Source organism: Desulfosporosinus hippei DSM 8344 (assembly GCF_900100785.1).
GTDB lineage: Bacteria > Bacillota > Desulfitobacteriia > Desulfitobacteriales > Desulfitobacteriaceae > Desulfosporosinus > Desulfosporosinus hippei.
In genome coordinates, this window is record NZ_FNCP01000007.1 from 118,116 (window position 1) to 142,648 (window position 24,533).

A 24,533-nucleotide genomic window follows, 5' to 3' on the forward strand; every position below is an offset into this window, starting at 1 on the left:
GTTATTTATGAAGTTTCTGGCCTTTTATATAGGATTTCTGCTCAAATTCGGAATCGATTCCGAATTTGAACTGCCATGTCTGGAGCCGGGCCGAGTTTTTATCCCTAAGAGCGGCCCTTGGGCCGCAAAATCAACAGCCATCGGCAGGTGAGGCATTTTCCCCTCTGGCAGGCTTTAATACTGGGCCGGATCATACAAATCGGTTGTTGAATCCGTTATCTTTATATCTTTTTTACCAATCAATTCGCCGCCGGTGGTGAGAAACACAACTTTGGAAATAATCAGTTCCATAGCGGCCTCAACTTCCGCGGCAGTCAGGTTTGCCCGTGGTGCCGGCGGCGCAAGGGTAAATATGCTCCCAATGTTGTAACAAAGGTCAGGCGAAGGGTCTTCTGCTGCGTATTTGCCATACCGACTCCCCCTCTCCTCCTATGATCGCTTGAACAGGGATTTATTCCTCAGTCAGGTCAAAGCGGTTATTCCGGGTTACGGATACCAACAGGTATTTCAACAAATCGAATAATTTGGTTAGTCCCTCTTATCTTATGCACCTTGTCCGGCAGGGGTTACCCTCGTCCGGGGTATTTATGACAAAATAATGGCAAAACCGTAAAGCATCTAGGCACTTTACGGTTTTGCCATTATTTTGTCACCAGTGAGGGCTTGAACACATAACCTAGAGTAAGGCTGTTCAAATCCGACTTATCTTATGGGAGCCTTTCCTCCGGAAAAGCTTATGAATAAGCAAGAGGAGCTCGAAAATCATGGCGAAGGGAATAAGCGAGCAGACACCGTAGATTAGCGCGGCCGAAATTAACAGTATTAAAGATCAGACCAGCAGAATGCTGCTTTACAGCTCCGGCGAGATCGGACGGCGCATGACGGAGGCTAAATCCATGGTCAATCATAGAGAATGGGGAAAGCGGCTGGAGAACTGGGTGAGTTACCCTCAAAGCACAGCCTAATAAACACATGCGCCTCTTTGAAGAGTATGGATCAAGCTCACTGCCGGACAGGACAGTGGAAATTCGGAATCGATTCCGAATTTGGGCTACACCCAGGGGATTATCCTCTGGGGAATTCCCGAGGAGAATACTCTGACCGCCAATCAAGGTGCAGTCACCAAAGTGCAAGGACTCTTCCTTACTAACAACGTGATTTCATTTATTTAATATTGAAAGCTCCCCGCATAAGCTCATAAATTAACTCTTCAATTCCTTCTAAAGGACGAGGCTTCCTAGAACTTACCCAGTCACTAATGGCAGCATCCAGAGTTCCAAAGAACATCTGCCGCCCCACCTTTATGTCCATTAAAGTTATTTCTTCCTTCTGAACGCCTTCACTAAGAACTTGTTCAATTAAATGAAAGTACTCTCTTAAAGGCCCTGAAATAGCTTCTCGAATTTTTGGGTCAGATTGTCTTAACTCAATCTGCGTAACTATTGCCAAAGATCGATTTTCCTGCATGTATTTAAAATGAGTTCGAATTATACAAAATAAGCGTTCTTTAGTTGTCGTACATTGCGCTATTGATTGTTGGATCTCACGAATAAAATTCCCCATGCGATCCGAAAAAAGGCTAACCAGAATATCTTCTTTATTCTTAAAATATAAATAAATAGTTCCGTCTGCTACTCCAGCCAGTTTGGCAATTTTAGATACTTGGCAAGTATAATAGCCATATTCCGCAAAAGCCTCCGTGGCCGCATCAAGTATAGCATGATATTTCTCCTCACGGGGCTTAATCATCAAATCATAAACTCCCTTCATCCAGACCATAAATAGTGTAGATATTTTTTAATTTCTATCCACTTTATATCATATCATATATTTAATTTTCCAACACCATCTTCCGAAAAATCCACATCTTGTAAGTGGATGTCCTTATTCTAGCTTCAGTAGGGCTAGACTCCCTACAGAAGTCTCGACGTTAAGCTTTAGCAGAACAAGTTCACTTACCGTATTTGATTTAGCATTGTCTGTCCTTTATCAGTCAGTCCCCAAAAGATAAATGTGTCTGGTGAATGGAAGCCACAATCTTCACAGTGCCCACTGCAGCGATTCATTCCACAACTCGGGCTACAGTCTTGGCCAAAGATCTCTCGACAAATATACCCCATGTGTTCCATCTGTTCTAAAGCGCTTTCAATTTCTTTTAAGGAATAGCCTACCTCAAGGGCAAGCTGTGACATTGATAAGGTAGCTTCTTTACGAGACAAAACTTTCAAAATATCTGTAAGCAATCCGATTCACTCCCGAGAGTTTTTTACAATCACTGGATGCCAAGAAACAGTCCGATATGGAGAATAAGCCAACCAACTACAAAACTAAGCAAAAGGTTATAGGCAACGCCAAAACTTGTCCAACCAATACTATGGGATTCTTTATAGGTCGTTACAACAGAAGCCAGACAAGGGATATATAACATATAAACAACTAAAAAAGTATATGCTCCTAATGGGGTCATAGCTCCCGTCATGGCTTGAGCAATCGACTGGGATGCATCTGCAGCAACACCATATAGAATTCCTAAGGTAGAGAGAGTTGTTTCTTTAGCGGTAAAGCCAAACACAATCGCTACCATAATCCTCCAGTCAAATCCTAAGGGTTGTCCAATAAAGGCAAGCCATCCTCCCATCTTACCTGCCCATGTCTCATCCATAGGGACTCCCTGGGGATAGGAACTTAAGACCCAAACCACAATTGAAGCAACTAAAATAAACGTCCACGCCCTTCTTAGGAAGGAATAGGTTTTTTGCCAGGTGGGCAATAAAATATTGCGCAGAGTAGGAACGTGGTATAAAGGGAGTTCCATAACAAAGGCTGAGCGTTCCCTTTGTTTAACGACTCTTCTTAATAAGATTGCTGAGAACATGACCAGAATCATGCTTAAAGATAAAAGACTAATCATAATAACGGCACCCAGAGATCCCGGAAAAAAGGCTGCCACAACAGCACTCATCACACCTAAGCGCGGAACACAGGGAATCAATGGGTTAATTAACATGGTAATCAAGCGATCTTTGGGATCTTCTAAAGTTCTTGTCGCCATAATACCCGGTACATTACAGCCAAACCCAGACACCAAGGAGAAAAATGATTTTCCATGGAGTCCCATGAGTTGCATAAACCGATCTCCTAAAAATGCAGCCCGCGCTAAATAGCCACTATCTTGCATTAAAGAGAAAAAAGCAAAGAATATTGCAATTTGAGGAACAAAAGCCAGAACCGCACCAACTCCGGCGAAAATTCCATCTCGCACTAAGCTTTGAATAGCATCAGAAACCTGCACCTTCTGCATCAGGTTTACAATCATATCTGCGGCCCAGGCCATTCCATCTGAAACAGCACCACCTAAAGGTGCACTTGCAACAAAAGAACACCAAAATACTAGAGACAATATTATCAACATAATGGGATAGCCCCACATTGGAGATAATATCCATTCATCTAGTCTATCCGTCCAAGTGCGTTTTATAGGGCCCTCGTGTAGCCTGAATTCTGGCAGGATCTTAGAAATATATTGGTACTTGGCATCCGCTACGGTCATTTCAAATTTATCTTTGCTCCACCCTTCAACTTCATAAGCCTGGAGCAAATCTTCTCCAGGCAAGGTATCCGTATCTTGCAGTACGTATTTTATAGAATCTCCTGACTCACAGCAGGAATCATTATTCTTCGACCTTTTGGAGGTCTGAGGTATACTCCTCCAAGTCTGTCCAATTTCCGAATCCCGTTCTAAACGTTTAATAGCCAACCAACGCAAGGGATACTTTGTCGCCCAGATTGTATCCGCTAATAAATGTTCCATTGCTTGAATCCGTCTTTCAAGTTCCTCTGGATAAGGAACCTCATCCCGTAAAGGATCTTTTTTGAGGTTTCCCACGCGGATTGCCTCAGACAAGAATTCTTCGACTCCTTGTCCTTTGGCAGCAACAATTTCTACAACAGGCACATTTAAGACCTGGGCTAATTTATTAGAAAGTATTTTTATGCCTGCAGATTTAGCTAAATCCATCATGTTTAAACCGATTACAACTCTTGGTGCTAGCTCAAGAATCTGAAGAACTAAGTAAAGGTTTCGTTCAATATTTGAAGCGTCAACCAAAGCCATAACGACATCTGGTTTTTCGCGCAGAATATACTCACGTGTAACAATCTCTTCCTGAGAATAAGCGGTTAGACTATAAGTACCTGGTAGATCAATCAGTTCAATTTGTTCATTGGCTCTCTGAATTACTCCTGATTTTCGTTCTACAGTTTTTCCCGCCCAATTTCCTACTTGTTGATTTGATCCAGTCAAAGCATTAAAAACTGTACTCTTACCAACATTAGGATTACCCATAAGAGCTATTTTCATGACTCTACCGCCTCCTCTCCACGCAACACAAAAATTATGTCCTAGCGGCACCTCTATACGCACAATAACAATAATGCAATTTTATTAACAATTGATATTATAGACAGATTAAATAATCAGAGCCTAATACAGATGCTTATTCCGGGCAAATTTTGGTAGAACTAGGCTAACGACTTGCTAACGATGGTTCCAGAAGATTTTGCTCAGGTACCGAAACTATTATCTTAGCACATTCCCCACGGCGCATAGCTAAATAATACCCTTTTAAACGAATCTGAAGCGGACCACCTAATGGAGCACAACGTACAACTTCTATTTCTACTCCCGGGACGATTCCCATATCCATCATTCTCCGGCGCAAAGCACCCCCGCCTTCAATATGCACAACACGCGCCCATTCCCCAGGTTTTACATCCTGTAAAAAGCGTTCCATCAGTTTCCCCCCTTTATCAAAACGATAACCATTCTCAGGCTTAGTTGAAAATATAACTGAGAATACATCTCACTTCATTTACAGAATACTATTCATTTAAAACCCTGTCAATAATAAAAATTCGAATTGCATAGGGCGTTCCTAACAACACACAGACCATTGCATCAACGCGTAAAGACATGATATACTTAAAGTAGTATTATATGGTAACAGGGGAGCTGGGGCTACTGGCTGAGAGGGACTATTGTCCGACCCTTAACCTGATCTGGGTAATGCCAGCGTAGGGAGCAGAGATAAGAACACGCCGCATTATTATTTGCGGTGTTTTTTTATATATTTAAACTAAATTAATTGGGAGGATAGATTATGGCAAATATTATTATGGCTCTACAAGTTGTTCCCAAAGTTGAAGAATCACGAATCTATGAAGTTGTGGACGAGGCCATTAAAGTAATTGCAAAGAGTGGAGTCACTTACGAAGTCGGCCCAATGGAAACTACTATGGAAGGCGAGCCTGACCAACTCTGGGCAATTATTAAAGAGGCTCAAGAAGCTTGCATTCGGGCTGGTGCATCCAGAGTAATGTCCTATATTAAGATGGATTACGTCCCTACAGGCTCTACAATAGGCGAAAAAATTGATAAGTACCGCACCAAATAGATGATCAAAAAGAAGTGGAAAGATAGAATTCCTTCACTGCTATTCTTCCTCTTTCTTCTCGGGATGTGGCAGTTCCTTACTATCACCGCTCAAATCCCCCTTTGGATTCTTCCCACACCTCTCCAAATCGCTCAAGCCCTATGGGAAACACGCCAACTCTTATGGATGCATACTCTAACGACATTACTGGAAACAACTGTTGGGTTCCTTCTCGCCGTTATCTTCAGTCTAATAACCGCTGGAATTATGGTTTTATCCCCTTGGATTAAACGACTTATTTATCCTTTTTTGATTATATCTCAGACCGTTCCACTGATAGCTATAGCCCCCCTTCTAATTCTTTGGCTGGGCTATGGCCTCACCCCCAAAATTATTATCATTATTATAGTTTGTTTTTTTCCAATCACGATTAGCCTTATTGAAGGATTAGAATTGACTGATCGGGACCTACTTAATCTCTTGAAAAGTATGGGGGCCACCCGTTGGCAAGTCTTTTACATTGTTCGCTGGCCTCATGCCCTGCCTTCATTTTTCTCAGGCCTTAAAATCGCCGCAACTTACAGCGTCATGGGAGCTGTTATTGGGGAGTGGCTTGGTTCTAGCTCCGGTTTAGGGGTATACCTGACCCGTTCGTCCCATTCGTTTTTGACAGATCGTGTATTTGCAGCAATTTTCACCATTACCCTATTAAGTTTTGTTTACTTTACACTTATCTCTGCTCTTGCTCGAATTGCCTTGCCCTGGATCGCTAAAGATCCGGATGATAATCTTAACTAGCAGGTATTTTTCATCAAGCTAGAATTTATTGGAAAGGACTTGTATATGAAAAAATTACTTTCTTTATTAATAATCTCTCTTTTACTGTTTGGATGCAGTGCAAATCCTTCAACAACTGATTCCTCTAAAGTTGAATCAACTACTGAGGTAACTCTTATACTCGATTGGACTCCTAATACAAATCATACGGGTATCTTTGTAGCAAAAGACAAGGGGTACTTTGCAGAGGAAGGGCTAGCTGTCAAAATCCTGGAACCTTCCAGTTCCGGAAATGTTGAGCAGCTAGTTGCTGCAGGCAAATCAGAGTTTGGAATTAGTCAACAGGAACAAGTTACCACTGCCCGAGCTAATGAGGTTCCAATTGTCTCTTTAGCAACAATAATTCAACATAACACCTCCGGGTTCGCATCTCCAACCATGAAAAACATCCATAATGCTAAAGACTTCGAGGGTAAGACCTACGGTGGGTGGGGCCTCCCATCTGAAGACGCTATTTTAAAAGCACTCATGGAAAAGGAAAAGGCTGATTTCTCAAAGATAAAGATGATTAATATTGGTGAAGCCGATCAACTAACCTCCTTAACAAAGGATATAGACCTGACTTGGATTTTTTATGGTTGGACAGGGATAGAAGCAGAATTACGCCAACAACCATTAGACATGCTTTGGCTAAAAGACGTGGATCCTGCTCTAGATTTTTATACCCCTGTTGTAATTACTAACGAGGCTACCATAAAATCTCAACCGGAGCTCGTAGGGAAATTTATGAAAGCTGTAAGCGCCGGGTATCAGTTTGCCATTAAGAATCCTGCCGAATCTGCCGAAATCCTAATAAAGAATGCACCTGAAGCAAATCCTGAGCTTATTCGCAAAAGCCAAGCATGGCTCAGTCCTCAATATCAGGCAGACGCTACTCGTTGGGGAGAACAGAAAATTCAGGTTTGGGAAAGTTATGCAAAGTGGCTTGTCGAGAGAGATTTATTGCCACAAATGATCGATCCCGCCAAAGCCTACACTAACGATTTTCTACCTAATTCTTAGGGGGAAGAAGATGGGACTTACTCTTCAAGGCCTTTCGAAATCATATTATAACCCACATCTTGATCGTCAAATGAAGATCATTAATTCTCTAAGTTTTGAGATAGAGACAGGTTCTTTTGTTTCTTTGATTGGTCCTTCGGGATGTGGAAAAAGTACGATATGCAATCTTATAGCAGGTATTGAAAGCCCCGATTGTGGAGAAATCATGCTGGACAGCTCCTTGATTAACGGCCTTTCTGGGAATATCGGCTACATGCCTCAAAAGGATTTACTTTTACCCTGGCGTACTCTTCTAGAAAATGTTCTTCTGGGATGCGAGATACAGCATCAAGACAAACATAATGCGCTAGAGGAAGCTCATAAATGGTTAAATCAATTCGGACTTGCATCCTTCACAAACCATTACCCTCATCAATTATCTGGTGGGATGCGTCAACGGGGTGCTTTGTTGAGAACAATTCTATTTGGCAAAAAAACTTTGCTGCTTGATGAACCTTTTGGAGCCCTAGATGCCTTAACCCGCCAAGAAATACAACGCTGGCTGTCATCTATCTGGAACCAAACCCGCCATACAGTTTTGTTCATAACCCATGATATTGACGAGGCTATACTTCTTTCCGATAAAATAATTGTTTTGAGTCAACAACCGGCGTCTGTTCTACAAGAATTGATTGTCCCCTTTCCTCAACCACGTAATCCTGATGTATTACTATCAAGTGCGTCATTAGACCTTAAAAAAGAGCTTTTGAATTTACTCATCAAGTAAACTCATGCCCTTAACCCATTAACCTAAAAAACCAAAGGCTTTGATCAATATGACCAAGCGCCTTTGGTTTTTAAGTTAATCCGGTCTATATTAAGAAACTATCTCATCAAACGGTTTCATTGGAGGGTTTAGTCTTTAAGAACTTCTCTCTGAGAAACCTAACATCATCATCTATAAATCTGTGTTGCACTTGCTTCACATTAAATCTAAAGAGCTTAAAGATAAACTGAATAATATAGCCAAGGGCAACAGACATGATCAACGTCCCTATTCCTATGAAACCACCTAATAGGTATCCTACAATAAGAGCGCTGATTTCTATAGAATTTCTGATAAACCTCACTGATCTATTGGTCTTTTTAGTTAAAGCAATCATTAAACCATCACGCGGACCGGAACCTAATCCTGCTCCGATGTAGAAATAACTGGCAACTCCTACTATAAACATGCCTAAAAACATCATGATAAGGCCAGAAATAAGGTCTGTTGCTATCGGAATAAGATAATTTAACATTATCAAATCCATGAACAATCCAATAAACAGCATATTGCCAAGAGATCCCCATCCTACCCTCTCTCCTAAAGCTGCATTTATAATTACTAGAATAATTCCTACTCCAATACTAGCTTGCCCCATCGTAATACCTGTAAGATAAACTATTCCTTGATGAAAAACATCCCAAGGAGCTAACCCCAGATTTGCGTTAATTGTCAACACTATGCCAACTGCAAACAAGAATAAACCTAAAAATAATCTTATAATCCTTTTAACCATTATTATCACCATAGCCTTCTGCCTTAAAGACAAATACATAATTCTAACAGACAATTATCATACTTAGTATAGTGGACTATAGTTATATCTACTAATTTTTCAATAATAAAGGAGGGACTCAAATTATGACAAAGCTTAACAAGCTCTCTGATCATGGAAATGTTAATTCATCTAAACATACTTCTAAAACTTCTCCTGAACCTAATACAACTGGAAAAAGCAAAGAAGATGTAATTTTCACAAAGGATAAAAGCCCTGATGATCTAGAAATCTTAGATTAAGCCTAGAATACTTTACTCCTCACATAGTAATCTTCCTTTTCCGGACTTCCTTTTACTATTTCTAGATGCTAATAAAGCTTTACTGGCCCAATCCGCTATCAGTTCTCTATCTTCTAATATATCAACAGGAACCTCATAATATGGCATTATCATCGATCGGTCAGAAAATGGTTTAAAAGGTTCCATTCCTGTTCGCTCATAGTCTGATCTGTTGGAATCGTCAACCTTGAAATAAAGAGTATCGTCTGCAATCAAGCCAAAAATTAATCCATCAAAATAAATCCCCGCAGCGCCGAACATATTTTTAATGGTAACTGATCCTACCTCACCAAGTTGATCAATCACATATTCTTTGTAACTATCGCTAATTCCCATTAGACCCTCCTAAAAAGACAATCAAGTAAATTATAGTTTATAGCAATACAAAAGGCCAGGGATAAATCCCTAGCCTTTTGATAATCATCATTTTAGTAACGGCGCATAGATTGGAAACAATCACGGCAGTACACTGGTTTTTCACCCGATGGTTGGAATGGAACTTCCGTTTGTACACCGCAACTTGCGCAGACTGCTGGGAACATTTCACGTTGTGGTCGACTTCCGAAATTACCTCTACCGCCACCACCTGATTGTTGTTTGCGTGCCTGACGACAAGCAGGACAACGTGTTGGTTCATTTTCAAATCCTTTTTCAGCATAAAAGTCTTGTTCACCTGCTGAAAATACAAATTCTTGACTGCAATCGCGGCATATTAGGTATTTGTCTTGAGCCATGATAACTCCTCCTTATTTGGTGTTCTTGTATGTTGGATCCTACAAATTATCATCCGTGCACCAAATAAGGTCAGAACTATGGATTCCAATTTAAGTTAGGCCCAAGATTTAACAAGCACACGGTCAGTATAGCAGAGGGTGTGGGGATTATCAACCAAAATTTTCTACAAATTATTATCTTTTCTTTAATTGTAATATTAAAACTTAATAGTTAGAGATCTTGATCAGGTTTGAACATTCAAGTCCTCCAAGGCCTTTCTTAGTCTGGCAATATGAAAGGGTTTAGTCATATCTTCCCCATGCCAATGACAATCTAATATGTCTGCATCTTTAACGATCTCCTCAAGTGGTGATCCGATTTCCTCCTTCTTAGAATGATTAATGACAGCCTTAATAATGAGCTCTTTGGTTTCCTTTGTATCAGCTCTTTGACTAAGAAAAGCCCTTACCGGCTCTTCTCCTTTTGGGGCATGCTCATTCTGGCGGCCCGAGAACCACCTACCAATATCATGCAAAGCACAGGCTAAGGCAGCCCACTCCACATCTACACCTCTTTTTTCCGCTAACATACGCCCAATTTGTGCACAACTTGTAGCATGTACCTTTTCCCACAAAATAGGATAATCCCGTTCAGCCGTCTGTGCACCTATTTCATCCAATAAAGAGTAGATGTCCTGCAAATCATTAATAAATTGCCAATTCATAACTTCTGCTCCTTTTAACTTTCCTTACCACAAAAAAAAGAAATAATTGTCACTCTCGCCCCAATTGTATCTTCTTACCCCTGCGCTCAATTTTATCTTCAACTGCCTCTTAACGCAACTGCATTAGGAATATAATAGATTCTCTTCCCCCTAATGGAGCTGGACTTTCTACCAAAATCCGCTTTGGTTTTGTTAAGAGCTATCATATGAAAGGTATTGCAATTTGGCGGCTAAGTTATGAGACCATCGCTTTGGCAAGAACTTGTTAGTTAAAATTCAAAAATAATTGGGTTAAGTATTTCAAACGTTATAAGTTAACTGCAATAGTAAACTATTATCTTTAAACAGACGACTTCAGAATATCACTTTAAAATAGAAGCTCTGTTTTAATATTTCATTAATCGAAGGGCTAGTTATTATTATTTAATCTGATAGTATCTACTTGTTCTTTTAAGGATAAACCATTATTATTGGACATAACCAAAATGATCAAAGGAGCTGACCCACACCTATGCTTGATCTTAAAAACCATACAGAAATAGTTGTCCAACAGGCGCTTAATAAATATCTCGGCAATAATACTCTAGGTTGCTCATGCGAGCGTTGTCAGGCTGATATTATGGCATTGGCTTTAAATCGACTGCCGGCACGCTATTATGTTTCTTCGCGAGGAGAAATATTGACTCAGTTAGAGTCGCAAACATCTCCTGACCAAGCACGAATTATGGCTGAGGTAGTGCGGGCTGCCCAACAAGTAAGTGCTACACCGTCTCACCAGCACGATCAAATCATATAGTATAGCCTACTCAGCATTAATCACAGTTATCACAGATAGAACTACCAATACAAATATGGCAAATACCCTAAAAGGATCGTCGATTACCGACTTTATGCGCACCGGAGTCCATTCAATTTCTGCCATTCCCAATCCTCCTCACACTTATTGTATGTGTTTTATTAGATTTGTGAATTGCAGAAAGACCTCAATTTTGAAAATGAGGTGAATTAATGCTTAACTCTGAAGATCTTAGCCGGTTTTCCCTATTTTCGTCTTTAAGCTCTCAGGATATCGCACCGCTTCTCCCCTATCTTATAGAACGACGTTACCGTCGGGGTCAGATATTATTTGTCGAAGGCGAGATTGGATCATCAGTTTACTTTGTTCTTACCGGGCAAGTTAAACTTAGTCGATCCACTCAAACCGGCGAGAAACAAATAATTGATTGGTGTGGCCCCTATGAATGCTTTGCTGAGGTTTTACTACTAGAGTCTGGTTCATACGCAGCAACTGCTGAAGTAATTAAAGACAGCACCTTATTAATTTTAAACAATGAAATAATGCCCCGATTATTAGAAGCTAACCCAGCTCTATCCGTGGCTCTTATACGTACCCTCAGCCGAAGATTAAGACTTGCTCAAGAATTTATAAGGATTTTAACAAATCGCTCAACCACCGGAATACTTGCGGCCCTTCTTCTTCGCTTAGCACGACCTGCAGCTACTGCAGGAAAACCAATTTTTGTTGATGCTTCGATGACCCACAAGGATTTAGCCAGCATGATTGGAACATCACGAGAATGTGTCAATCGAGCAATTAATGGGTGGAAGCGGTCAGGGATTTTGAAACTGGTTGATGGTCGTTTAGAAATTCTAAAACCCCATGAACTTGCTGACTGGCCCTAATCAAACACCATTGAGTTCGTACTCATTGGTCGCTCGAATTGGCACATGATCCGCCAACATTCATCCCAGCTTATGTTAGGTTGACGCCGCCAAAAAACCATAGCTGCACGAGTTTTTTCGCACTCTCGGTCATTAAGCAAACTTTGATTGGGGAGTTTTCCTCCCCAGGCATTCACCCATTCTTGATAACAATGGGACATTTCTGTTGATTGGTTTCTCAGATAGCGCATAGTATAGACACTTGTTAACCAATGAATAACTTTATCGTCACTGCCCCTGGCATATACTTGGCCATCCAAGTCAGTTCCAGCCACTAATAAAAGCAAGAATAAGAAGTGTACTCTAACAGCTTGCCGCAATGTTTCCGGATTAATCTCATTTAGCTCCGCAAATCGTCCTAAAGGTTTTAAAAACAGTTTAACCGAAGGATCTCGATAATTACATATTCCAAACGCCGAAAGTGGGATTGGATATACATCTTCCAATCCACTTTCTTGTAATTGTCCAACTAAATCACGTTCAGCTTGGACTAGACGTTGTTCTTTTAACAGGAGTTGCTCCGCAGTTTCTCGCAAGAAGGATTCTGCTTCTTTTGGACGCTCTGGAAGGGAATCTGCCCATTCACGCAAACGTGATCGCTTCGGCATAAGAATTTCAATAATCGAACCAGTTTCTTGATGTAATAATTTAAAACCTTGACGAACCCGATCAGGATCGCGATATAGACCCCTCATAAGTGTTTCAGCTGGTTGGGGAATTTCTACAGATTCCTCAAACCGTACGACTACTTCTCCATTTCGCTCTGGAAACTTGAGTCCCATAGCCTTTTCAATCTCTAATCTTATGGAAGACATGTCTGATCCCCCCTAGCCTTGTCTCTAGTTTCATCCTATGGATTCAACCACTAATTCAGACCATGCCTGTATAAATTTGACCATTATTCATTGCTTTGTTAAAATTAGTAAAACATATCAGAAACGAGCTGACTAAAATGTCGAAGCGCACTTATCACGAGATGAGCCTGGACCCTTTTCAAGAAGAGGCTCTTGATGCCATTGATGCTGGCAAATCAGTCATTGTTGCTGCACCTACTGGTACTGGGAAAACCCTTGTTGCGGATTATTTAATAGAAAAGGCCATGAAAGAACATTTAAGAGTAATCTATACCGCACCAATCAAAGCACTCAGTAATCAAAAGTTTAGGGACTTTAAAAAAATGTTTGGAGAAGAAGCTGTAGGGATAATGACAGGAGATGTGGTTCTCAATCCCAATGCTCCTCTACTAATCATGACGACAGAAGTATTTCGCAATCAAGTTATTACAGAAGATCCGACCTTAGAATTTGTGTCTCACATTGTGTTTGATGAAATTCACTGGCTGAATGACGAAGAACGTGGGACGGTATGGGAAGAATCAATTATTTTAGCCCCTCCAAAAATGAAGATACTTGGCTTAAGCGCTACAATTGCTAATGCCAAACATCTCGTGGACTGGATTGAATCCATTCGGCACGAAGAGGTTGCTCTTATTGAAGAACATAATCGGGTTGTACCCTTAGAGTACTTTTACTATACAAAAGACACCGGCCTTGTCGACTACGATCAACTATGGCGCTACTACCGCCGTAAACTTAAAGATCGAACAAATGACGAAAACCCCTTTGGCCCTACGACCCACTTAGACCTCATTCGAACCATACAACGCCATCATCTGCCAGCACTATTTTTTGTTTTTAGCCGTAGACAATGTGCTATAAAAGCAATGGAATTAGCTAATATTTCCAACTATCTAAAACCTGCCGAACGAAAAATCGTCGAAGAAAAGTTTATTCACCTCTTTGGTTCCGAGTTGGACTGGTCATCCTCCACACGTCAACTTAAACGGTTATGTTCAAAAGGTATAGCCTATCATCATGCCGGTTTACTGCCCTCTCAAAAGGTTATCGTGGAAGAATTATTTCTGGAAAGGCTGATTAAAGTCCTCTACTGCACAGAAACATTCAGCGTTGGCATAAACTATCCTGTCAAAGCCGTATGTTTTGATTCATTAAATAAATACGATGGCAGAAACTTTCGGCCTCTTGCCAATCATGAATTTTTCCAGATGTCCGGCAGGGCAGGACGTCGTGGTCTGGATGAAAAAGGTTACTCCTTTGCCTTAGTTGATCTGGCCTATATGGAGAAAAGCCCACCGCCAAAATTCCAGTTAAATCGCCTAGAACCTCTAACCAGTCAATTTAGACTTACCTACAATACTGTTCTTAATCTAACCGCGACATTATCTCAGGCCCAAATAGAAATCTATTTCCAAAAGAGTTTTTCATCCTACAGCTACAAGCTGAGCTCAGAGAGGCTTAATCTAGAATTAGCCCAGATTCAGCAAAAGCTTGAAGGAACTCATCAGCATATTTGCGGAGAGGTTGGCTCCTTTAACTGTCCACTAAAACACCATCCAAAGCGAAAAGAGTTAGAGAAGCTAAAAAAAGTCTATAAATCTTTAGGACCTCGCAAGCAATCACGTGTCTACGGAAGAGAGATGGCTCGCAAGATACGCACCTGGGAGAAACTTCTCTCTCAAACTCCGAAAAATTGTGCACCACAGCATCAGGAAAACTGTTTTGCTCAAAGTAAATCTTACTTGGCGATTAAGCAGCAGCAACAGGAACTTCAAAATGCCTTGGCAGCCCTTCCTGAAGAAAACGCTTTTCTTCAGGAATTTGAAGCTAAGAAAAACCACCTCAGGCAGATTGGCTACTTAAGAGGTGATGAATTATTACCTCGCGGAACCTGCGCTAGTCGTATTTATGTTCAAGAACTTTTAGTAACCGAACTAATATACTCAGATATTTTTACACAATTAGATGATGATCAACTAAATGCATTACTTTCCAGCGTTGATTTTGAAGCCCGAAAAAATGATATGTTTCAAAAAACAAGCGTCTTTGATGCCAACCCTGTTAAAGAAATCGCTGAGTATATTCAAAGTATCTGCGGACAAGATTCCATTAGATTTGATCCGCGTGTGGCCGGGATTACCCACGCGTGGAGCCAAGGCAGTACGTTTATTGAAGTACAAGCTATGTGCAACCTGGACGAAGGGGATATCATCAGTGTTTTTAGACGCACTATTGACCTGATGCGGCAGATGAGAGATGCTGTAAGTGACTCTGCCCTGCGTACCCGGTTGAAGGTATGCATGGAGAAGCTAGACCGGGATGAAGCTGCAATAATGGAACTCTAACAAAACTATACTATAAAAGGATGAACGGGAAAAGCTCTCAGCTTTTCCCGTTCATCCTTTTATCCGCTAACCGTATCGGGGGTATTTCAAAAATAACTCATATGTAAATTGTTACTCTGAAACCTCAAACATATCTTTACCTACCCCACATAACGGACATACCCAATCATCAGGAATATCCTCAAAAGCTGTACCAGGTGCAATACCGGAATCTGGATCCCCAACTTCTGGGTCATAGACATAGCCGCAGGCTGAACAAACATATTTTTTCATATAATTCTTCCTCCATTTCTAGTTTTAAGGATGATATATTATCTATTCTAACATTATTCTCGCTTTTTTGCTAGTTTTCGCACCACTCCTTTCACTTTTTACCTTAATGGAAATCCATCATCAAAAGAGATGTTATATTTTTTCAAAACATAAACCCGAAAATCCTCAGCACATTGACAAGTCCCCCGATGGTCACAAAAACCGACTTCTAATTTACCGGTTAAATGATGATGCAAAATATGAACATTAACATATAAATGACATACTTGCTCATTTAGCTTGATATAGTGTCTCGCAGCAAAATAAAATAGAATAAACATTGCTATACTTATAACAATACCAACTTTGGGAAACAACCACGGCATAGTTAGCGCTAAAAAGCCCAGGGTTAAAACAATAAACATTCCAATCGTTTCCTGGCGTCTTATATACTTCCACTCATTATATCGCCTTAGAAATTCGTAAAACAACTGCGCCATGCGTACAGAAGGAAAAGGCGGGGTTGGTCTATCTATAATACTATCGACGACGTAATGGCAAAGGATTCCCACCCTAATCCTTCCTTTCTGTATCTTCGCAGTAACTCCTTAAATTAAAGCAGAACATCGTGATTTCACGGGGAAGGCTATTCACCGAAGTAGAATAAGGAACACCTACTCTGAAGTAGATGGAGCCTCATAATTGCTAAAAAGCAGGCTAAGATTTTCTATAACAGACCATTACTAATAAGTCGATAAAGATCCTCTAACTGACCTGCCTGATGATCCTGATTCTTAGATTCTAAGGCTTTTTCCACTAAAAAGACCTGCATACCTAGTTCTTGACAGATAAGATCTTTGATATGCGTACTTACTAACAAACAACTTTCTGATCTAACACCAAGCTTTTCAGCAATTTCAGCAAAAAACTCTAGATGTGGTTTAGTATAGTGGAAGTTATCTAAGGACGCAATCACTTTAAATTGCTCGGGATTAAGATCCATCCAACGAATCTGTTCCTGAATGGCCACTAGCGGCATTAAGGGATCGGAAACTATAGCAGTTAAAAACCCTTCTTGAATTGACTTAGCTACAACTTTAACCCCTTGAGCATTTGGCTGTACTAGACAACGTAAAGCAGGGAAATCAGTTGTATAAAACCTATCAAAGATTTGTTTTAAAGTTTGAACAGACTGGCCGGTAGATTTTGAGAAGTCTTCGAAAAAAGCCTGCATTAGTGTTTGTTCATGATTCCCTTCCTTTTGAACGTTTTCCATAGATTTTATTAATTGTTTTGTAAACTTATCGGGAGAAATTATATGTGAAAAACGCGGTGCTAATATACCCAGATAATTCTGCATAAACTTTACCATATCAAGATTGGTTAATGTTCCCTCTATGTCAAAGAGAATAGCTTGGATCACAATTATTATCCTCCTATTGAGGTCTTAAACACAGTTGTCTGTGCTCTTAAGGTAGTATTCTCCCTTTTTATTTAAAATTCCTTCTAGACAGCTGAGATGTTTAAAGTTAACTAATAAATATTATTCCCACCTTATTTTGATTCTATCTATAACTTTATAAAATTAATTTCTGCCTGGGTTTTTTAGGGCGGAGATTAGTTAACGATAAAAAAAGACCCCAAAAAATAATTTCTTGGGGTTCTTTTAATCTCAGTTCATGCAACGACCCGCTCTGTTTTCAGAGGTGCAATCCCTAAGGCACCCTTCCTTTGTATGCTGCAGGCACTTCAGAAGGGCTAACTTAAGTTATAAGGCTTCAGTATCGGATACACCCATTCATATCATAAAAACGCATTGTATAGATCCTTATAAAAGTTTGACAAGCATCGATTCATTCTTACAACTTAAGCTTTAGTAATAGTTCAAGTCCGACCCCTTATAAGCTCTATAGCAAAAAACGTCATTGGTAATGGGTTTTCCTCTTCTGGCCTCTCTTCTCTAGGCAACATCCTTTTTCCCTATAACGATTTCGCTCGCTTTCGTGGCAACACATTGCCTACTTTTTAAGACAAAAAGGTGTTTGCTTTACACTCACTTACTTCTTGCTGCCCACTGGAAAATCCTTGGCAGAAAAATAAATATTTATCACTAATAATGTAGAACTAGCTACTTAACTCTATTTTTCTTCACATTTTTTCGTTTATCTAAAAGCAGCTCCGCAGTATGGATTGCTTTTACTCCAGGATTTCTCTTATCAAGCCCCCCTGAGATCTGCATCAAACACCCCGGACAGTCTACAACCACAACATCCGCACCTGATTCTTCAATGTTATTTAGTTTTCGGTCTAAGATAGGACCGGATAACTCCGGAAATTTAATCGAGTAGGATCCTGCAAAACCACAGCAACGATCAGATTCCTTCATCTCAATAAGTTGAACTCCTGAAGTATCGGTCAAAATTTTTCGTGGTTCGGTATACACTCCCATTGACCTTTTCAAGTGACAGGAATCATGGTAGGTTACCTTCAGGGGAATTCCATCTCCTCCTGGTGTTAAGCCTCCCAAGTCAAATAACAATTTGGAGAAGTCTTTTGCTTTTTTGCTTAATTCTTCTGCACGAGAAGCTAAAGCCGGGTCATCCTGCAGTAACTCTTTGAAGCTCTCCTTAAGAGCATGTGTACAAGTCGGGCAAGCAGAGACAACATAATCGACCTTTTCAGCCTCTAAAGCTTCAATATTCATAATCGCACACTTACGTGCATTCCCCCGGTCACCCATGTAGGTCGCTGGGGCTCCACAACAAGATTGTCCATCAGGAAAAACTACTTCATAACCCTTTTCATTGAGCGCCTTAATTACCCCTTCACCAATTCTGGGATAGACAAAATCTATTAGGCAGCCTGCATAAAGTGCAATCTTCCCTTTTCGGTTTTTAACATCCTGATTGATGGTTTTAATAACATCTCGAAAAGGAACCTTGGCGACAGCAGGTAAACTCTTCTTCTCCGTGAGACCGGAAAGAAACATTGGTAAATGTCGGATAACTGGCTGTCCCTTAGTAAACGGCTTTTGAGCAATTGAGGCCATGCGCAGCATTGAATGGAATAAACGCCGATTAGACACTACATCAAGGGCAAATTTTTGGGTGAATGGAAGACCGGTCTTTTCTCCCATACGATTGCGTAACTCTAAAATCATTTGAGGTATGTCTAATTGTCCGGGACAAACCTCTGAACACTTGCCGCATTGGAGACAAAGATTTTGAGGATTCTGAGCATCTTTTTCAGAATTTACAAAGTTAGTTAAAATGGTTCCGATGCCCCCAGTATAAATATGTCCATAGACATGCCCACCCACAAGTTGAAATGCTGGGCAAACGTTCAAACAAGATGCGCAGCGTATACATTGAAAAGTCTTTTTAAACTTTTCATCCTCATACATCTTGCGCCTGCCATTATCCATTAAGACGATATGGAATTCCTTATCTTGAACTGTTCCGTCTGGATAATAAGCAGGTGTCGGGCCTGTTACCATACTTACATAACTAGTAATTTGTTGACCTGTCGCACTTCTTGGTAGTGCTTGGAGAATGTGTGTAGCATCTTCAAACTTTGGTACGAGTTTTTCTATGCCCACTAAGAAAACATGAGTAGGCGGCAAGGTTGAAGTTAAACGACCATTACCTTCATTGGTAAGCATAATTAGTGTTCCTGTCTCAGCAATTGCCATGTTAGCACCCGAAATACCCATATCTGCCTCTAGAAACGATTTTCGCAGTTCTTCTCTAGCTGTTTTAACAAGCTCAGCTATGACAGGCTGATTTAGCTTGTGTAAATGTCCGGAGAAGACGTCGGCAACCTCTTCTTTCGTCATATGGATTGCTGGCATAACCATGTGAGACGGATGTTGTCCGGCAAGTTGTACAATCCACTCACCTAAGTCGGATTCCTGTACTTCCATTCCTGCCGACATTAAGGTTTTATTCAGTAAAATCTCTTCTGAAACCATTGATTTGGACTTTACAACCCGTTTTACTTCTTTCTTTTTTGCTAACTCGAGAATATATTGTTTTGCGTCTTCACCAGTTGAGGCACGATATACTTTTGCGCCTCGAGCTGTAGCTTGCTTTTCAAATTGATCAATCATTTCATCCAAATGACTGGCAGCATAGGCTTTTACTTCTGCAATATTATCGCTGATTTCTTTAAAATCGTAACCTTCATAAGCTTTTTCACGAGAAATCACGTAGGCATCTCCAAAACGCCCCAAGGCTCCTCGTAAAACATTATTATCGAGTGCATCAGAAATTTTCTTTTTAAATTGTTTGTCAGCCATTATGCCACACCTCCAACTTCCTCATCGACAAAGACAACTACAAGTTGCTTAGGACCGTGAACTCCGATTGTTAAAACTCGCTCAATATCTGAAGTCCTGCTAGGTCCTGTTATAAACCCTACAAAACCGGGTATTTCCGGCAAGCTGTGAATTGTGGCCATCGTATCCTTTAGAGTTGGAATTAATTTGTCGGTTGAAATAAGTGCAATGTGAATCGGAACGAGGGTCGAACATAGACGCTGGTTAACATCAGCATCGGCCTGTACTAAAGAGCCAAGCTCCGCAATCGCATAATTTACTTGAGTTATACCGGCTTGTGCGTCAGGTGTTACCTGGCGAAAATTATCGGTGTAGACAATTATCCCTTTTTTCTCAAATAAATTTACAAAATCTCCTTTTTGAGAGATAGGCGAATTTAAGAGTGCCACATCTTTTATTCCTTTTTCAATTAAAACATTGCAGACAAGCTCACTGGCTTCTAATGCAGTGTTAACACGATAACACTCACCGGCTACTAATTCTATCTTTGTCTTGAACTTGTTATATAGATCGTCTTGTTGATCTTTATGCATGTAAACCTTCCTCCTAATTGATGAATCTTTTAATTAACAAGTGGTCAGACCATCATGCCACCTTAGAATCTAATTTTAAGACATTTTAATGACAATTACAATAACTTAGGAACTAAAAATTAAAAATATTATGATTAGTAATCATATAAGTAAATCTTGACACAAACAATACTTCAAAAATTCCAGCCGAACTACAGACTTCCTATAATTTACATATTGATTTTCGACATTATTTGCGTTATGGTTTAATTAGTAAAGTCTAGTAGTTAAATCTCCTGGATTTTGCGCAAAAGAGGATTTCCGGACGCGGAAATCCTCAAAAATTTGTCAACACTTACCACTCACCATAATGATAAACTTGGACACCTTTGTTAACCCAAGGTGTCTTTCTACTTCTTCAGAATTTTTCACTCTGAAACAATTCCTTCTTACATTTTATCATCAATATGTGTAAAGTAGTTCTATTTATCTGCCTTGAATCGTAGTTATAATTGAGGGGATAGAATGCGTAGTATGCAATACGATCCAGAAATTCTTTATGTACAAAAGCTGTATTTCTTCCTATATTTAGCTACAATTTCCATACTTATAGCTTTAATTATCATTGTTTACGTTGATTTTAGAAGCGGGCTATATAGCTTGGCAGTGGGTTTTGGTCTTTCCTACATAGGAATGGTAATGAAGAAAAACTTTAACCCTCCCGGAAAAAGGTTATCTGCTCAACGAATGGCCCACACCATTTCACAAGACAGCAGTCCTTTATCTATCGCTCGTTTTGCCAGCCAACTATATTATTACTTTCATGAACCAACTCAAGCAATTTCAATTCTTGAAAAGTTCTTATCAAGTCAAGACCCCTTACTTTGTATGACCCTTGGGGATATTCTTCTTAAAGAAGGCAAACCTTTGCGGGCACTGTATATTTTGCGGGATAATCCTCATGCGTTAGTTGACCCTCTTTTACTGGCAACTCAAGGCCGTGTACTGTTTCAAATTGACAGAATTCAAGAAGCAGTAAAAATGTTTGAGCGTAGTATACACCTTGCAAAACAAAACAAGTTTCCTAAAAGCAGTAACAATTGGATTACACAAAAAATATTAACCCTCAGCTATTTAGCTAATATCCACCATAGTCTTGCGGATTGTTATTTTATTCTTAATGACTTTGATCTAGCAAAAAAACACTACCGTTCTGGTAATTACCGCGTTTTTGATCTGTCACTTTGGCGTCATTGCCCATCAGTTCAGTTAGATTCCACAAAAAACCACAAAAATATTAAATAGTTCTCCTTTCTTTTCCCTTTTGTTTTCAATCCTTACTCCCTATTCCAACAGCTTTCTCGGGTAAAATTCTCTATAATAAGGATAATACTTATAGGTTATTCCAATAATGGACAAGACTAACCGCAAGTACTGAAATGGAGGGTGAAAAATGCTGTCAACTCATGCAAGTGAAATTCTGGGATTCATCCGTGATTTTGAAGCATCCTCTCGTGATTATCTCCTCTCCAAAGGCTTGAGTGAAAACGAGATGAAGAATGCCTATCTTGACTTCCAGTGGAACTTTCTACATACAATTCTTAAGAAACATTAGTAGGCAGTTATAATAATACAAGGATTTTCCTTAATAAGGACAAAAAATCTGCACCAAATAATTAAGAGCCTTTACAGAAGGCTCTTAATTATTTCTATTTGGGATAGAGACATTTGTAAAATTCGATGATGAATAGAGGTTATCTGAAAAAGGATGCCTTATATAACCGTTGATAACGCTGCAGGGCACGAATAGCTGTCAAAGCTGTCGTTATAGGCTCTTCGTAATTCCATCCCTTTGCATAGATGCCTCGATAAGACGGTGTAAAAGAGCCATTACTGTTCTGTTCCGAGATGAGATTTCTAATTCCACTTTCCAGAACTCTCAGGGGAACGTTTCTTGAAAAACGCCATAGCCCTGCGATTGTCAAACCTGTTTCCACAACAGAGCCCCAGCTCCCATCCAACTTCTGTGATTCCACTAGATACTCTAGCCCCTTTTTCCTGGCTCCAATAATGTGGCGTGCAGTATTCCATCCTTCCCAACTGAACTTCCACTTACTTAACAATTCCATAGCCTGAGCTGTGCTATAAATTGAGCCCTCAAACCAAGATGCGGGAAAAGCCCCTTGGTCGTCTTGCTGTGCTAATACCCAATTAAGCCCCTTCCAGATTTTCTCCTCTTGTACTCGCGAACTTCGCCATAAGGCTTCTAACACATGAATACTTACGTCAACACTGGAAATATACACTGGAAATTCTGAGCAAACATTAGGAGGTATACCTTGGAAACTAGGAAATGTACTCCAACTCCCGTCAGGGTTTTGTAAACTTTCAAGTAGGTTTACTCCAAGCTTATTTCTTTCTCCAACTACTTGATGTAAACCTATCAAAGCAACTGCCGTATCATCTAAATCCGGGTGAGTGTATGGAGGAGTACTGCCATAACTGCCATCTGTATTTTGCGCTCTTTGCAACCAGCTGACTGCGTCCTCAAGCCATGGGATTTCTGAAGAGTTCTGAGTTACTTCTCCAAAGACACTTACTGCCCATCCCATTGACCATACTTTTAGTTGGTCAAAAGCAGCCCATCCTCCACTTGAATACTGTTTCTTTACCAACCACCGCCCAGCTTTTTGGGTTTGTTCTATATACATTCCCTTACTCACTAAGGCCAAAATTGACATACTGGTCGCAATTATATCTTCAGCCCAAGAACCGTCCGACATTTGACTATTTATAAGGTATTGGATCCCCTTTGGAATTCCATCTTGAGAGTTTGAGGCCAGCAGCGAGGCAGCTATCACCACAGATCTCCCATAAAGGGGTAGTCTTGTTAATACTTTATCCTCAAGAATGGTAGGAAGCATTATTTCCTCAGGCGTAGGCCCCTCCAATCCCGGAATAACTCTTTCTCCTAGGGATAAAATTACGTGAGAAAATCTCTTGGCTTGTGAAAGAAGTTTAATCTTGGCTTTCCATCCGCCTTCACTTCCCTGCAGAACCATCCTAACTATCTGGGTAATCTCTTCATCCGGATCATCACCGGGAAATTTTCCCCACCCGCCTTGATTTTGCTGCTTTAACCACTGTATTCCACGCAGTTGTGCATTTTCAAATCCTCTTCCTATCGCCAGAAGTGCCAGTGCCGCCAAAGCCGTAGCCCCTTGGCTTGGAGAGACACCATGCAATTCATCGAGTTTTCCTGACAGTATCTGATTCACACCTTCAGATACATATTCTCTAGCAAGATCAAGACTCTCTTGGACTTCATATTTTAAATCCATAGAACTCTCTCCGTCTTCATATTTAGCAAATGCCATAGTATTAACTATGAAAAGAAGAGAAATTCCGTTCCATTCAAAATGCCGAACTCATAGTTCGGCATTTTGAATGGTACCTGGGAAAACGGCACTTAATGAAATTATAAAATCTTACTAACAGCAATTTCATCACAGTTGGGGAATTTTATACAGTTAATGCATTCAGTCCATACCTTTTGAGGCATTTGATCCTTACTAACCTCTTTATATCCACAAAACTTAAAAAATTCTGGTTGATATGTCAAGGCAAAAACTTTAGCACATCCAAGTTCTCTAGCTTCATCTTCAAGAGTTTTGACAATTTGAGTTCCAATTCCTTTTCGCTTGTAGTCACTGGCCACTGCCAACGCTCTTATCTCTGCTAAATCACTCCAGAGTATGTGCAGTGAAGCAACTCCAACTAAATTTTCATCTACTTCAGCTAGCAGGAATTCACGGATGTTCTCATACAACATATTTCTTGATCGGGGAAGCATGAGCCCTTGTTCTGCATTACTATTAATCAATGACATCATAGCTTCGACATCCGCTATTCGTGCCTTACGCAATTTCATCTTGATGA

At 40.2% G+C, this 24,533-nt stretch carries 27 protein-coding genes, 1 pseudogene and 1 riboswitch; of the genes and pseudogenes, 10 read left to right on the forward strand and 18 right to left on the reverse strand.

The features are described 5' to 3' along the window. Positions 1-174: 174 nt before the first annotated feature. The 6 genes and pseudogenes from BLS16_RS08165 to BLS16_RS08190 all read right to left on the reverse strand — a co-directional run bounded on the left by BLS16_RS08165 (position 175) and on the right by BLS16_RS08190 (position 4,793). Positions 175-410, reverse strand: a pseudogene (locus BLS16_RS08165) (DUF2922 domain-containing protein). Between the two features lie 324 nt (positions 411-734). Beyond that, a complete protein-coding gene (locus tag BLS16_RS24865; RefSeq protein WP_427846371.1) occupies positions 735-1,133 on the reverse strand; it encodes a hypothetical protein in 399 nt (132 codons plus the stop codon). A gap of 31 nt (positions 1,134-1,164) precedes the next feature. Beyond that, positions 1,165-1,749, reverse strand: coding sequence for a fatty acid metabolism transcriptional regulator FadR (gene fadR, locus BLS16_RS08175; protein ID WP_092332116.1), 585 nt, complete (start codon positions 1,747-1,749; stop codon positions 1,165-1,167). Between the two features lie 206 nt (positions 1,750-1,955). After that, positions 1,956-2,243, reverse strand: a complete 288-nt coding sequence (locus BLS16_RS08180) for a winged helix-turn-helix domain-containing protein (RefSeq protein ID WP_092332118.1) — start codon at positions 2,241-2,243, stop codon at positions 1,956-1,958. A 29-nt stretch (positions 2,244-2,272) separates the two neighbouring features. Beyond that, positions 2,273-4,360, reverse strand: a complete 2,088-nt coding sequence (gene feoB / locus BLS16_RS08185; RefSeq protein ID WP_092332121.1) for a ferrous iron transport protein B — start codon at positions 4,358-4,360, stop codon at positions 2,273-2,275. A gap of 166 nt (positions 4,361-4,526) precedes the next feature. Then, positions 4,527-4,793 (reverse strand): FeoA family protein, encoded by a 267-nt coding sequence (locus tag BLS16_RS08190; protein ID WP_092332124.1) that lies wholly within the window; start codon positions 4,791-4,793, stop codon positions 4,527-4,529. 201 nt (positions 4,794-4,994) lie between these two features. After that, positions 4,995-5,097: riboswitch (TPP riboswitch) on the forward strand. Positions 5,098-5,159: 62 nt separating this feature from the next. Here BLS16_RS08190 and BLS16_RS08195 point away from each other — a divergent pair. Genes BLS16_RS08195 through BLS16_RS08210 form a run of 4 tightly spaced genes read left to right on the forward strand, consistent with a single transcriptional unit; the run spans position 5,160 to position 8,037 of the window. Continuing rightward, entirely contained in the window at positions 5,160-5,453 is a 294-nt protein-coding gene (locus BLS16_RS08195) for a thiamine-binding protein (protein WP_014903526.1), read from the forward strand. Next, a complete protein-coding gene (locus tag BLS16_RS08200; protein WP_092332126.1) occupies positions 5,454-6,230 on the forward strand; it encodes an ABC transporter permease in 777 nt (258 codons plus the stop codon). A gap of 45 nt (positions 6,231-6,275) precedes the next feature. Further along, positions 6,276-7,271: an ABC transporter substrate-binding protein gene (locus BLS16_RS08205; RefSeq protein ID WP_092332129.1), complete on the forward strand. Its 996-nt coding sequence runs from the start codon at positions 6,276-6,278 to the stop codon at positions 7,269-7,271. A gap of 10 nt (positions 7,272-7,281) precedes the next feature. Beyond that, on the forward strand, positions 7,282-8,037 hold the full coding sequence (locus BLS16_RS08210) for an ABC transporter ATP-binding protein (RefSeq protein WP_092332132.1): 756 nt from the start codon (positions 7,282-7,284) through the stop codon (positions 8,035-8,037). 106 nt (positions 8,038-8,143) lie between these two features. On the opposite strand, the gene BLS16_RS08215 is transcribed toward BLS16_RS08210, so the two are convergent. After that, positions 8,144-8,812 carry a YczE/YyaS/YitT family protein gene (locus tag BLS16_RS08215; protein ID WP_242876232.1) on the reverse strand — a complete coding sequence of 223 codons (669 nt, stop codon included), beginning with the start codon at positions 8,810-8,812 and terminating at the stop codon, positions 8,144-8,146. A gap of 125 nt (positions 8,813-8,937) precedes the next feature. Here BLS16_RS08215 and BLS16_RS23520 point away from each other — a divergent pair, with 125 nt between their 5' ends. After that, positions 8,938-9,093 (forward strand): hypothetical protein, encoded by a 156-nt coding sequence (locus BLS16_RS23520; protein ID WP_176786107.1) that lies wholly within the window; start codon positions 8,938-8,940, stop codon positions 9,091-9,093. 12 nt (positions 9,094-9,105) lie between these two features. Here the strand turns inward: BLS16_RS23520 and BLS16_RS08220 are convergent, their stop codons facing one another. The 3 genes from BLS16_RS08220 to BLS16_RS08230 all read right to left on the reverse strand — a co-directional run bounded on the left by BLS16_RS08220 (position 9,106) and on the right by BLS16_RS08230 (position 10,570). Then, positions 9,106-9,468, reverse strand: coding sequence for a TfoX/Sxy family protein (locus tag BLS16_RS08220; RefSeq protein WP_092332136.1), 363 nt, complete (start codon positions 9,466-9,468; stop codon positions 9,106-9,108). A gap of 92 nt (positions 9,469-9,560) precedes the next feature. Continuing rightward, positions 9,561-9,866 carry a zinc-ribbon domain containing protein gene (locus BLS16_RS08225; RefSeq protein ID WP_014903533.1) on the reverse strand — a complete coding sequence of 102 codons (306 nt, stop codon included), beginning with the start codon at positions 9,864-9,866 and terminating at the stop codon, positions 9,561-9,563. Positions 9,867-10,090: 224 nt separating this feature from the next. Beyond that, positions 10,091-10,570, reverse strand: a complete 480-nt coding sequence (locus tag BLS16_RS08230; protein WP_092332138.1) for an HD domain-containing protein — start codon at positions 10,568-10,570, stop codon at positions 10,091-10,093. 511 nt (positions 10,571-11,081) lie between these two features. Here BLS16_RS08230 and BLS16_RS08235 point away from each other — a divergent pair. Beyond that, on the forward strand, positions 11,082-11,366 hold the full coding sequence (locus BLS16_RS08235; RefSeq protein ID WP_092332140.1) for a late competence development ComFB family protein: 285 nt from the start codon (positions 11,082-11,084) through the stop codon (positions 11,364-11,366). Positions 11,367-11,578: 212 nt separating this feature from the next. After that, positions 11,579-12,253 (forward strand): Crp/Fnr family transcriptional regulator, encoded by a 675-nt coding sequence (locus BLS16_RS08240; protein WP_092332142.1) that lies wholly within the window; start codon positions 11,579-11,581, stop codon positions 12,251-12,253. Here BLS16_RS08240 and BLS16_RS08245 read toward each other — a convergent pair. Further along, positions 12,250-13,107, reverse strand: a complete 858-nt coding sequence (locus tag BLS16_RS08245) for a hypothetical protein (RefSeq protein WP_092332145.1) — start codon at positions 13,105-13,107, stop codon at positions 12,250-12,252. The genes BLS16_RS08240 and BLS16_RS08245 overlap by 4 nt on opposite strands. Positions 13,108-13,244: 137 nt before the next feature. Between BLS16_RS08245 and BLS16_RS08250 the strand changes: the two genes are divergently transcribed. Continuing rightward, complete coding sequence (locus tag BLS16_RS08250; RefSeq protein WP_092332148.1) at positions 13,245-15,494, forward strand: DEAD/DEAH box helicase; 2,250 nt, start codon at positions 13,245-13,247, stop codon at positions 15,492-15,494. Positions 15,495-15,605: 111 nt separating this feature from the next. Here BLS16_RS08250 and rd read toward each other — a convergent pair whose 3' ends face one another. From rd to BLS16_RS08275, 5 genes are all read right to left on the reverse strand, one after another. Further along, positions 15,606-15,767 carry a rubredoxin gene (gene rd / locus BLS16_RS08255; RefSeq protein ID WP_092332150.1) on the reverse strand — a complete coding sequence of 54 codons (162 nt, stop codon included), beginning with the start codon at positions 15,765-15,767 and terminating at the stop codon, positions 15,606-15,608. 98 nt (positions 15,768-15,865) lie between these two features. After that, complete coding sequence (locus tag BLS16_RS08260) at positions 15,866-16,171, reverse strand: hypothetical protein (RefSeq protein ID WP_242876233.1); 306 nt, start codon at positions 16,169-16,171, stop codon at positions 15,866-15,868. A 302-nt stretch (positions 16,172-16,473) separates the two neighbouring features. Continuing rightward, on the reverse strand, positions 16,474-17,169 hold the full coding sequence (locus tag BLS16_RS08265; RefSeq protein ID WP_092332156.1) for an HAD family hydrolase: 696 nt from the start codon (positions 17,167-17,169) through the stop codon (positions 16,474-16,476). A 705-nt stretch (positions 17,170-17,874) separates the two neighbouring features. Further along, a complete protein-coding gene (gene ldhH / locus BLS16_RS08270) occupies positions 17,875-20,043 on the reverse strand; it encodes an L-lactate dehydrogenase (quinone) large subunit LdhH (protein WP_092332159.1) in 2,169 nt (722 codons plus the stop codon). Continuing rightward, positions 20,043-20,615 carry a LutC/YkgG family protein gene (locus BLS16_RS08275; RefSeq protein ID WP_092332161.1) on the reverse strand — a complete coding sequence of 191 codons (573 nt, stop codon included), beginning with the start codon at positions 20,613-20,615 and terminating at the stop codon, positions 20,043-20,045. The genes ldhH and BLS16_RS08275 overlap by 1 nt, the downstream gene beginning before the upstream one ends. Positions 20,616-21,119: 504 nt before the next feature. On the opposite strand from BLS16_RS08275, the gene BLS16_RS08280 reads away from it, so the two are divergent. Further along, a complete protein-coding gene (locus BLS16_RS08280; RefSeq protein WP_092332164.1) occupies positions 21,120-21,899 on the forward strand; it encodes a tetratricopeptide repeat protein in 780 nt (259 codons plus the stop codon). Positions 21,900-22,047: 148 nt separating this feature from the next. Beyond that, positions 22,048-22,209, forward strand: a complete 162-nt coding sequence (locus BLS16_RS23525) for a hypothetical protein (protein WP_014903546.1) — start codon at positions 22,048-22,050, stop codon at positions 22,207-22,209. Positions 22,210-22,348: 139 nt separating this feature from the next. Here BLS16_RS23525 and BLS16_RS08285 read toward each other — a convergent pair whose 3' ends face one another. Further along, positions 22,349-23,935 (reverse strand): prenyltransferase/squalene oxidase repeat-containing protein, encoded by a 1,587-nt coding sequence (locus BLS16_RS08285; RefSeq protein WP_092332167.1) that lies wholly within the window; start codon positions 23,933-23,935, stop codon positions 22,349-22,351. 137 nt (positions 23,936-24,072) lie between these two features. After that, on the reverse strand, positions 24,073-24,525 hold the full coding sequence (locus BLS16_RS08290) for an N-acetyltransferase (protein WP_092332169.1): 453 nt from the start codon (positions 24,523-24,525) through the stop codon (positions 24,073-24,075). Positions 24,526-24,533 lie beyond the last annotated feature (8 nt).

Excerpts from the sequence above, each read along its gene's own strand:
- BLS16_RS08195 (WP_014903526.1), top strand. The coding sequence starts at position 5,160 with ATGGCAAATATTATTATGGCTCTACAAGTTGTTCCCAAAGTTGAAGAA.
- BLS16_RS08190 (WP_092332124.1), bottom strand. The coding sequence starts at position 4,793 with ATGGAACGCTTTTTACAGGATGTAAAACCTGGGGAATGGGCGCGTGTT.
- BLS16_RS08285 (WP_092332167.1), bottom strand. The coding sequence starts at position 23,935 with ATGGATTTAAAATATGAAGTCCAAGAGAGTCTTGATCTTGCTAGAGAA.
- BLS16_RS08225 (WP_014903533.1), bottom strand. The coding sequence starts at position 9,866 with ATGGCTCAAGACAAATACCTAATATGCCGCGATTGCAGTCAAGAATTT.
- BLS16_RS08280 (WP_092332164.1), top strand. The coding sequence starts at position 21,120 with ATGCGTAGTATGCAATACGATCCAGAAATTCTTTATGTACAAAAGCTG.
- BLS16_RS08245 (WP_092332145.1), bottom strand. The coding sequence starts at position 13,107 with ATGTCTTCCATAAGATTAGAGATTGAAAAGGCTATGGGACTCAAGTTT.
- BLS16_RS08260 (WP_242876233.1), bottom strand. The coding sequence starts at position 16,171 with ATGTTTATTGTTTTAACCCTGGGCTTTTTAGCGCTAACTATGCCGTGG.
- feoB (WP_092332121.1), bottom strand. The coding sequence starts at position 4,360 with ATGAAAATAGCTCTTATGGGTAATCCTAATGTTGGTAAGAGTACAGTT.
- BLS16_RS23520 (WP_176786107.1), top strand. The coding sequence starts at position 8,938 with ATGACAAAGCTTAACAAGCTCTCTGATCATGGAAATGTTAATTCATCT.
- BLS16_RS08275 (WP_092332161.1), bottom strand. The coding sequence starts at position 20,615 with ATGCATAAAGATCAACAAGACGATCTATATAACAAGTTCAAGACAAAG.
- BLS16_RS08215 (WP_242876232.1), bottom strand. The coding sequence starts at position 8,812 with ATGGTTAAAAGGATTATAAGATTATTTTTAGGTTTATTCTTGTTTGCA.
- BLS16_RS08205 (WP_092332129.1), top strand. The coding sequence starts at position 6,276 with ATGAAAAAATTACTTTCTTTATTAATAATCTCTCTTTTACTGTTTGGA.
- BLS16_RS08210 (WP_092332132.1), top strand. The coding sequence starts at position 7,282 with ATGGGACTTACTCTTCAAGGCCTTTCGAAATCATATTATAACCCACAT.
- ldhH (WP_092332159.1), bottom strand. The coding sequence starts at position 20,043 with ATGGCTGACAAACAATTTAAAAAGAAAATTTCTGATGCACTCGATAAT.
- BLS16_RS08290 (WP_092332169.1), bottom strand. The coding sequence starts at position 24,525 with ATGAAATTGCGTAAGGCACGAATAGCGGATGTCGAAGCTATGATGTCA.
- BLS16_RS23525 (WP_014903546.1), top strand. The coding sequence starts at position 22,048 with ATGCTGTCAACTCATGCAAGTGAAATTCTGGGATTCATCCGTGATTTT.
- BLS16_RS08230 (WP_092332138.1), bottom strand. The coding sequence starts at position 10,570 with ATGAATTGGCAATTTATTAATGATTTGCAGGACATCTACTCTTTATTG.
- BLS16_RS08235 (WP_092332140.1), top strand. The coding sequence starts at position 11,082 with ATGCTTGATCTTAAAAACCATACAGAAATAGTTGTCCAACAGGCGCTT.
- rd (WP_092332150.1), bottom strand. The coding sequence starts at position 15,767 with ATGAAAAAATATGTTTGTTCAGCCTGCGGCTATGTCTATGACCCAGAA.
- BLS16_RS08250 (WP_092332148.1), top strand. The coding sequence starts at position 13,245 with ATGTCGAAGCGCACTTATCACGAGATGAGCCTGGACCCTTTTCAAGAA.
- fadR (WP_092332116.1), bottom strand. The coding sequence starts at position 1,749 with ATGATTAAGCCCCGTGAGGAGAAATATCATGCTATACTTGATGCGGCC.
- BLS16_RS08220 (WP_092332136.1), bottom strand. The coding sequence starts at position 9,468 with ATGGGAATTAGCGATAGTTACAAAGAATATGTGATTGATCAACTTGGT.
- BLS16_RS08240 (WP_092332142.1), top strand. The coding sequence starts at position 11,579 with ATGCTTAACTCTGAAGATCTTAGCCGGTTTTCCCTATTTTCGTCTTTA.
- BLS16_RS08200 (WP_092332126.1), top strand. The coding sequence starts at position 5,454 with ATGATCAAAAAGAAGTGGAAAGATAGAATTCCTTCACTGCTATTCTTC.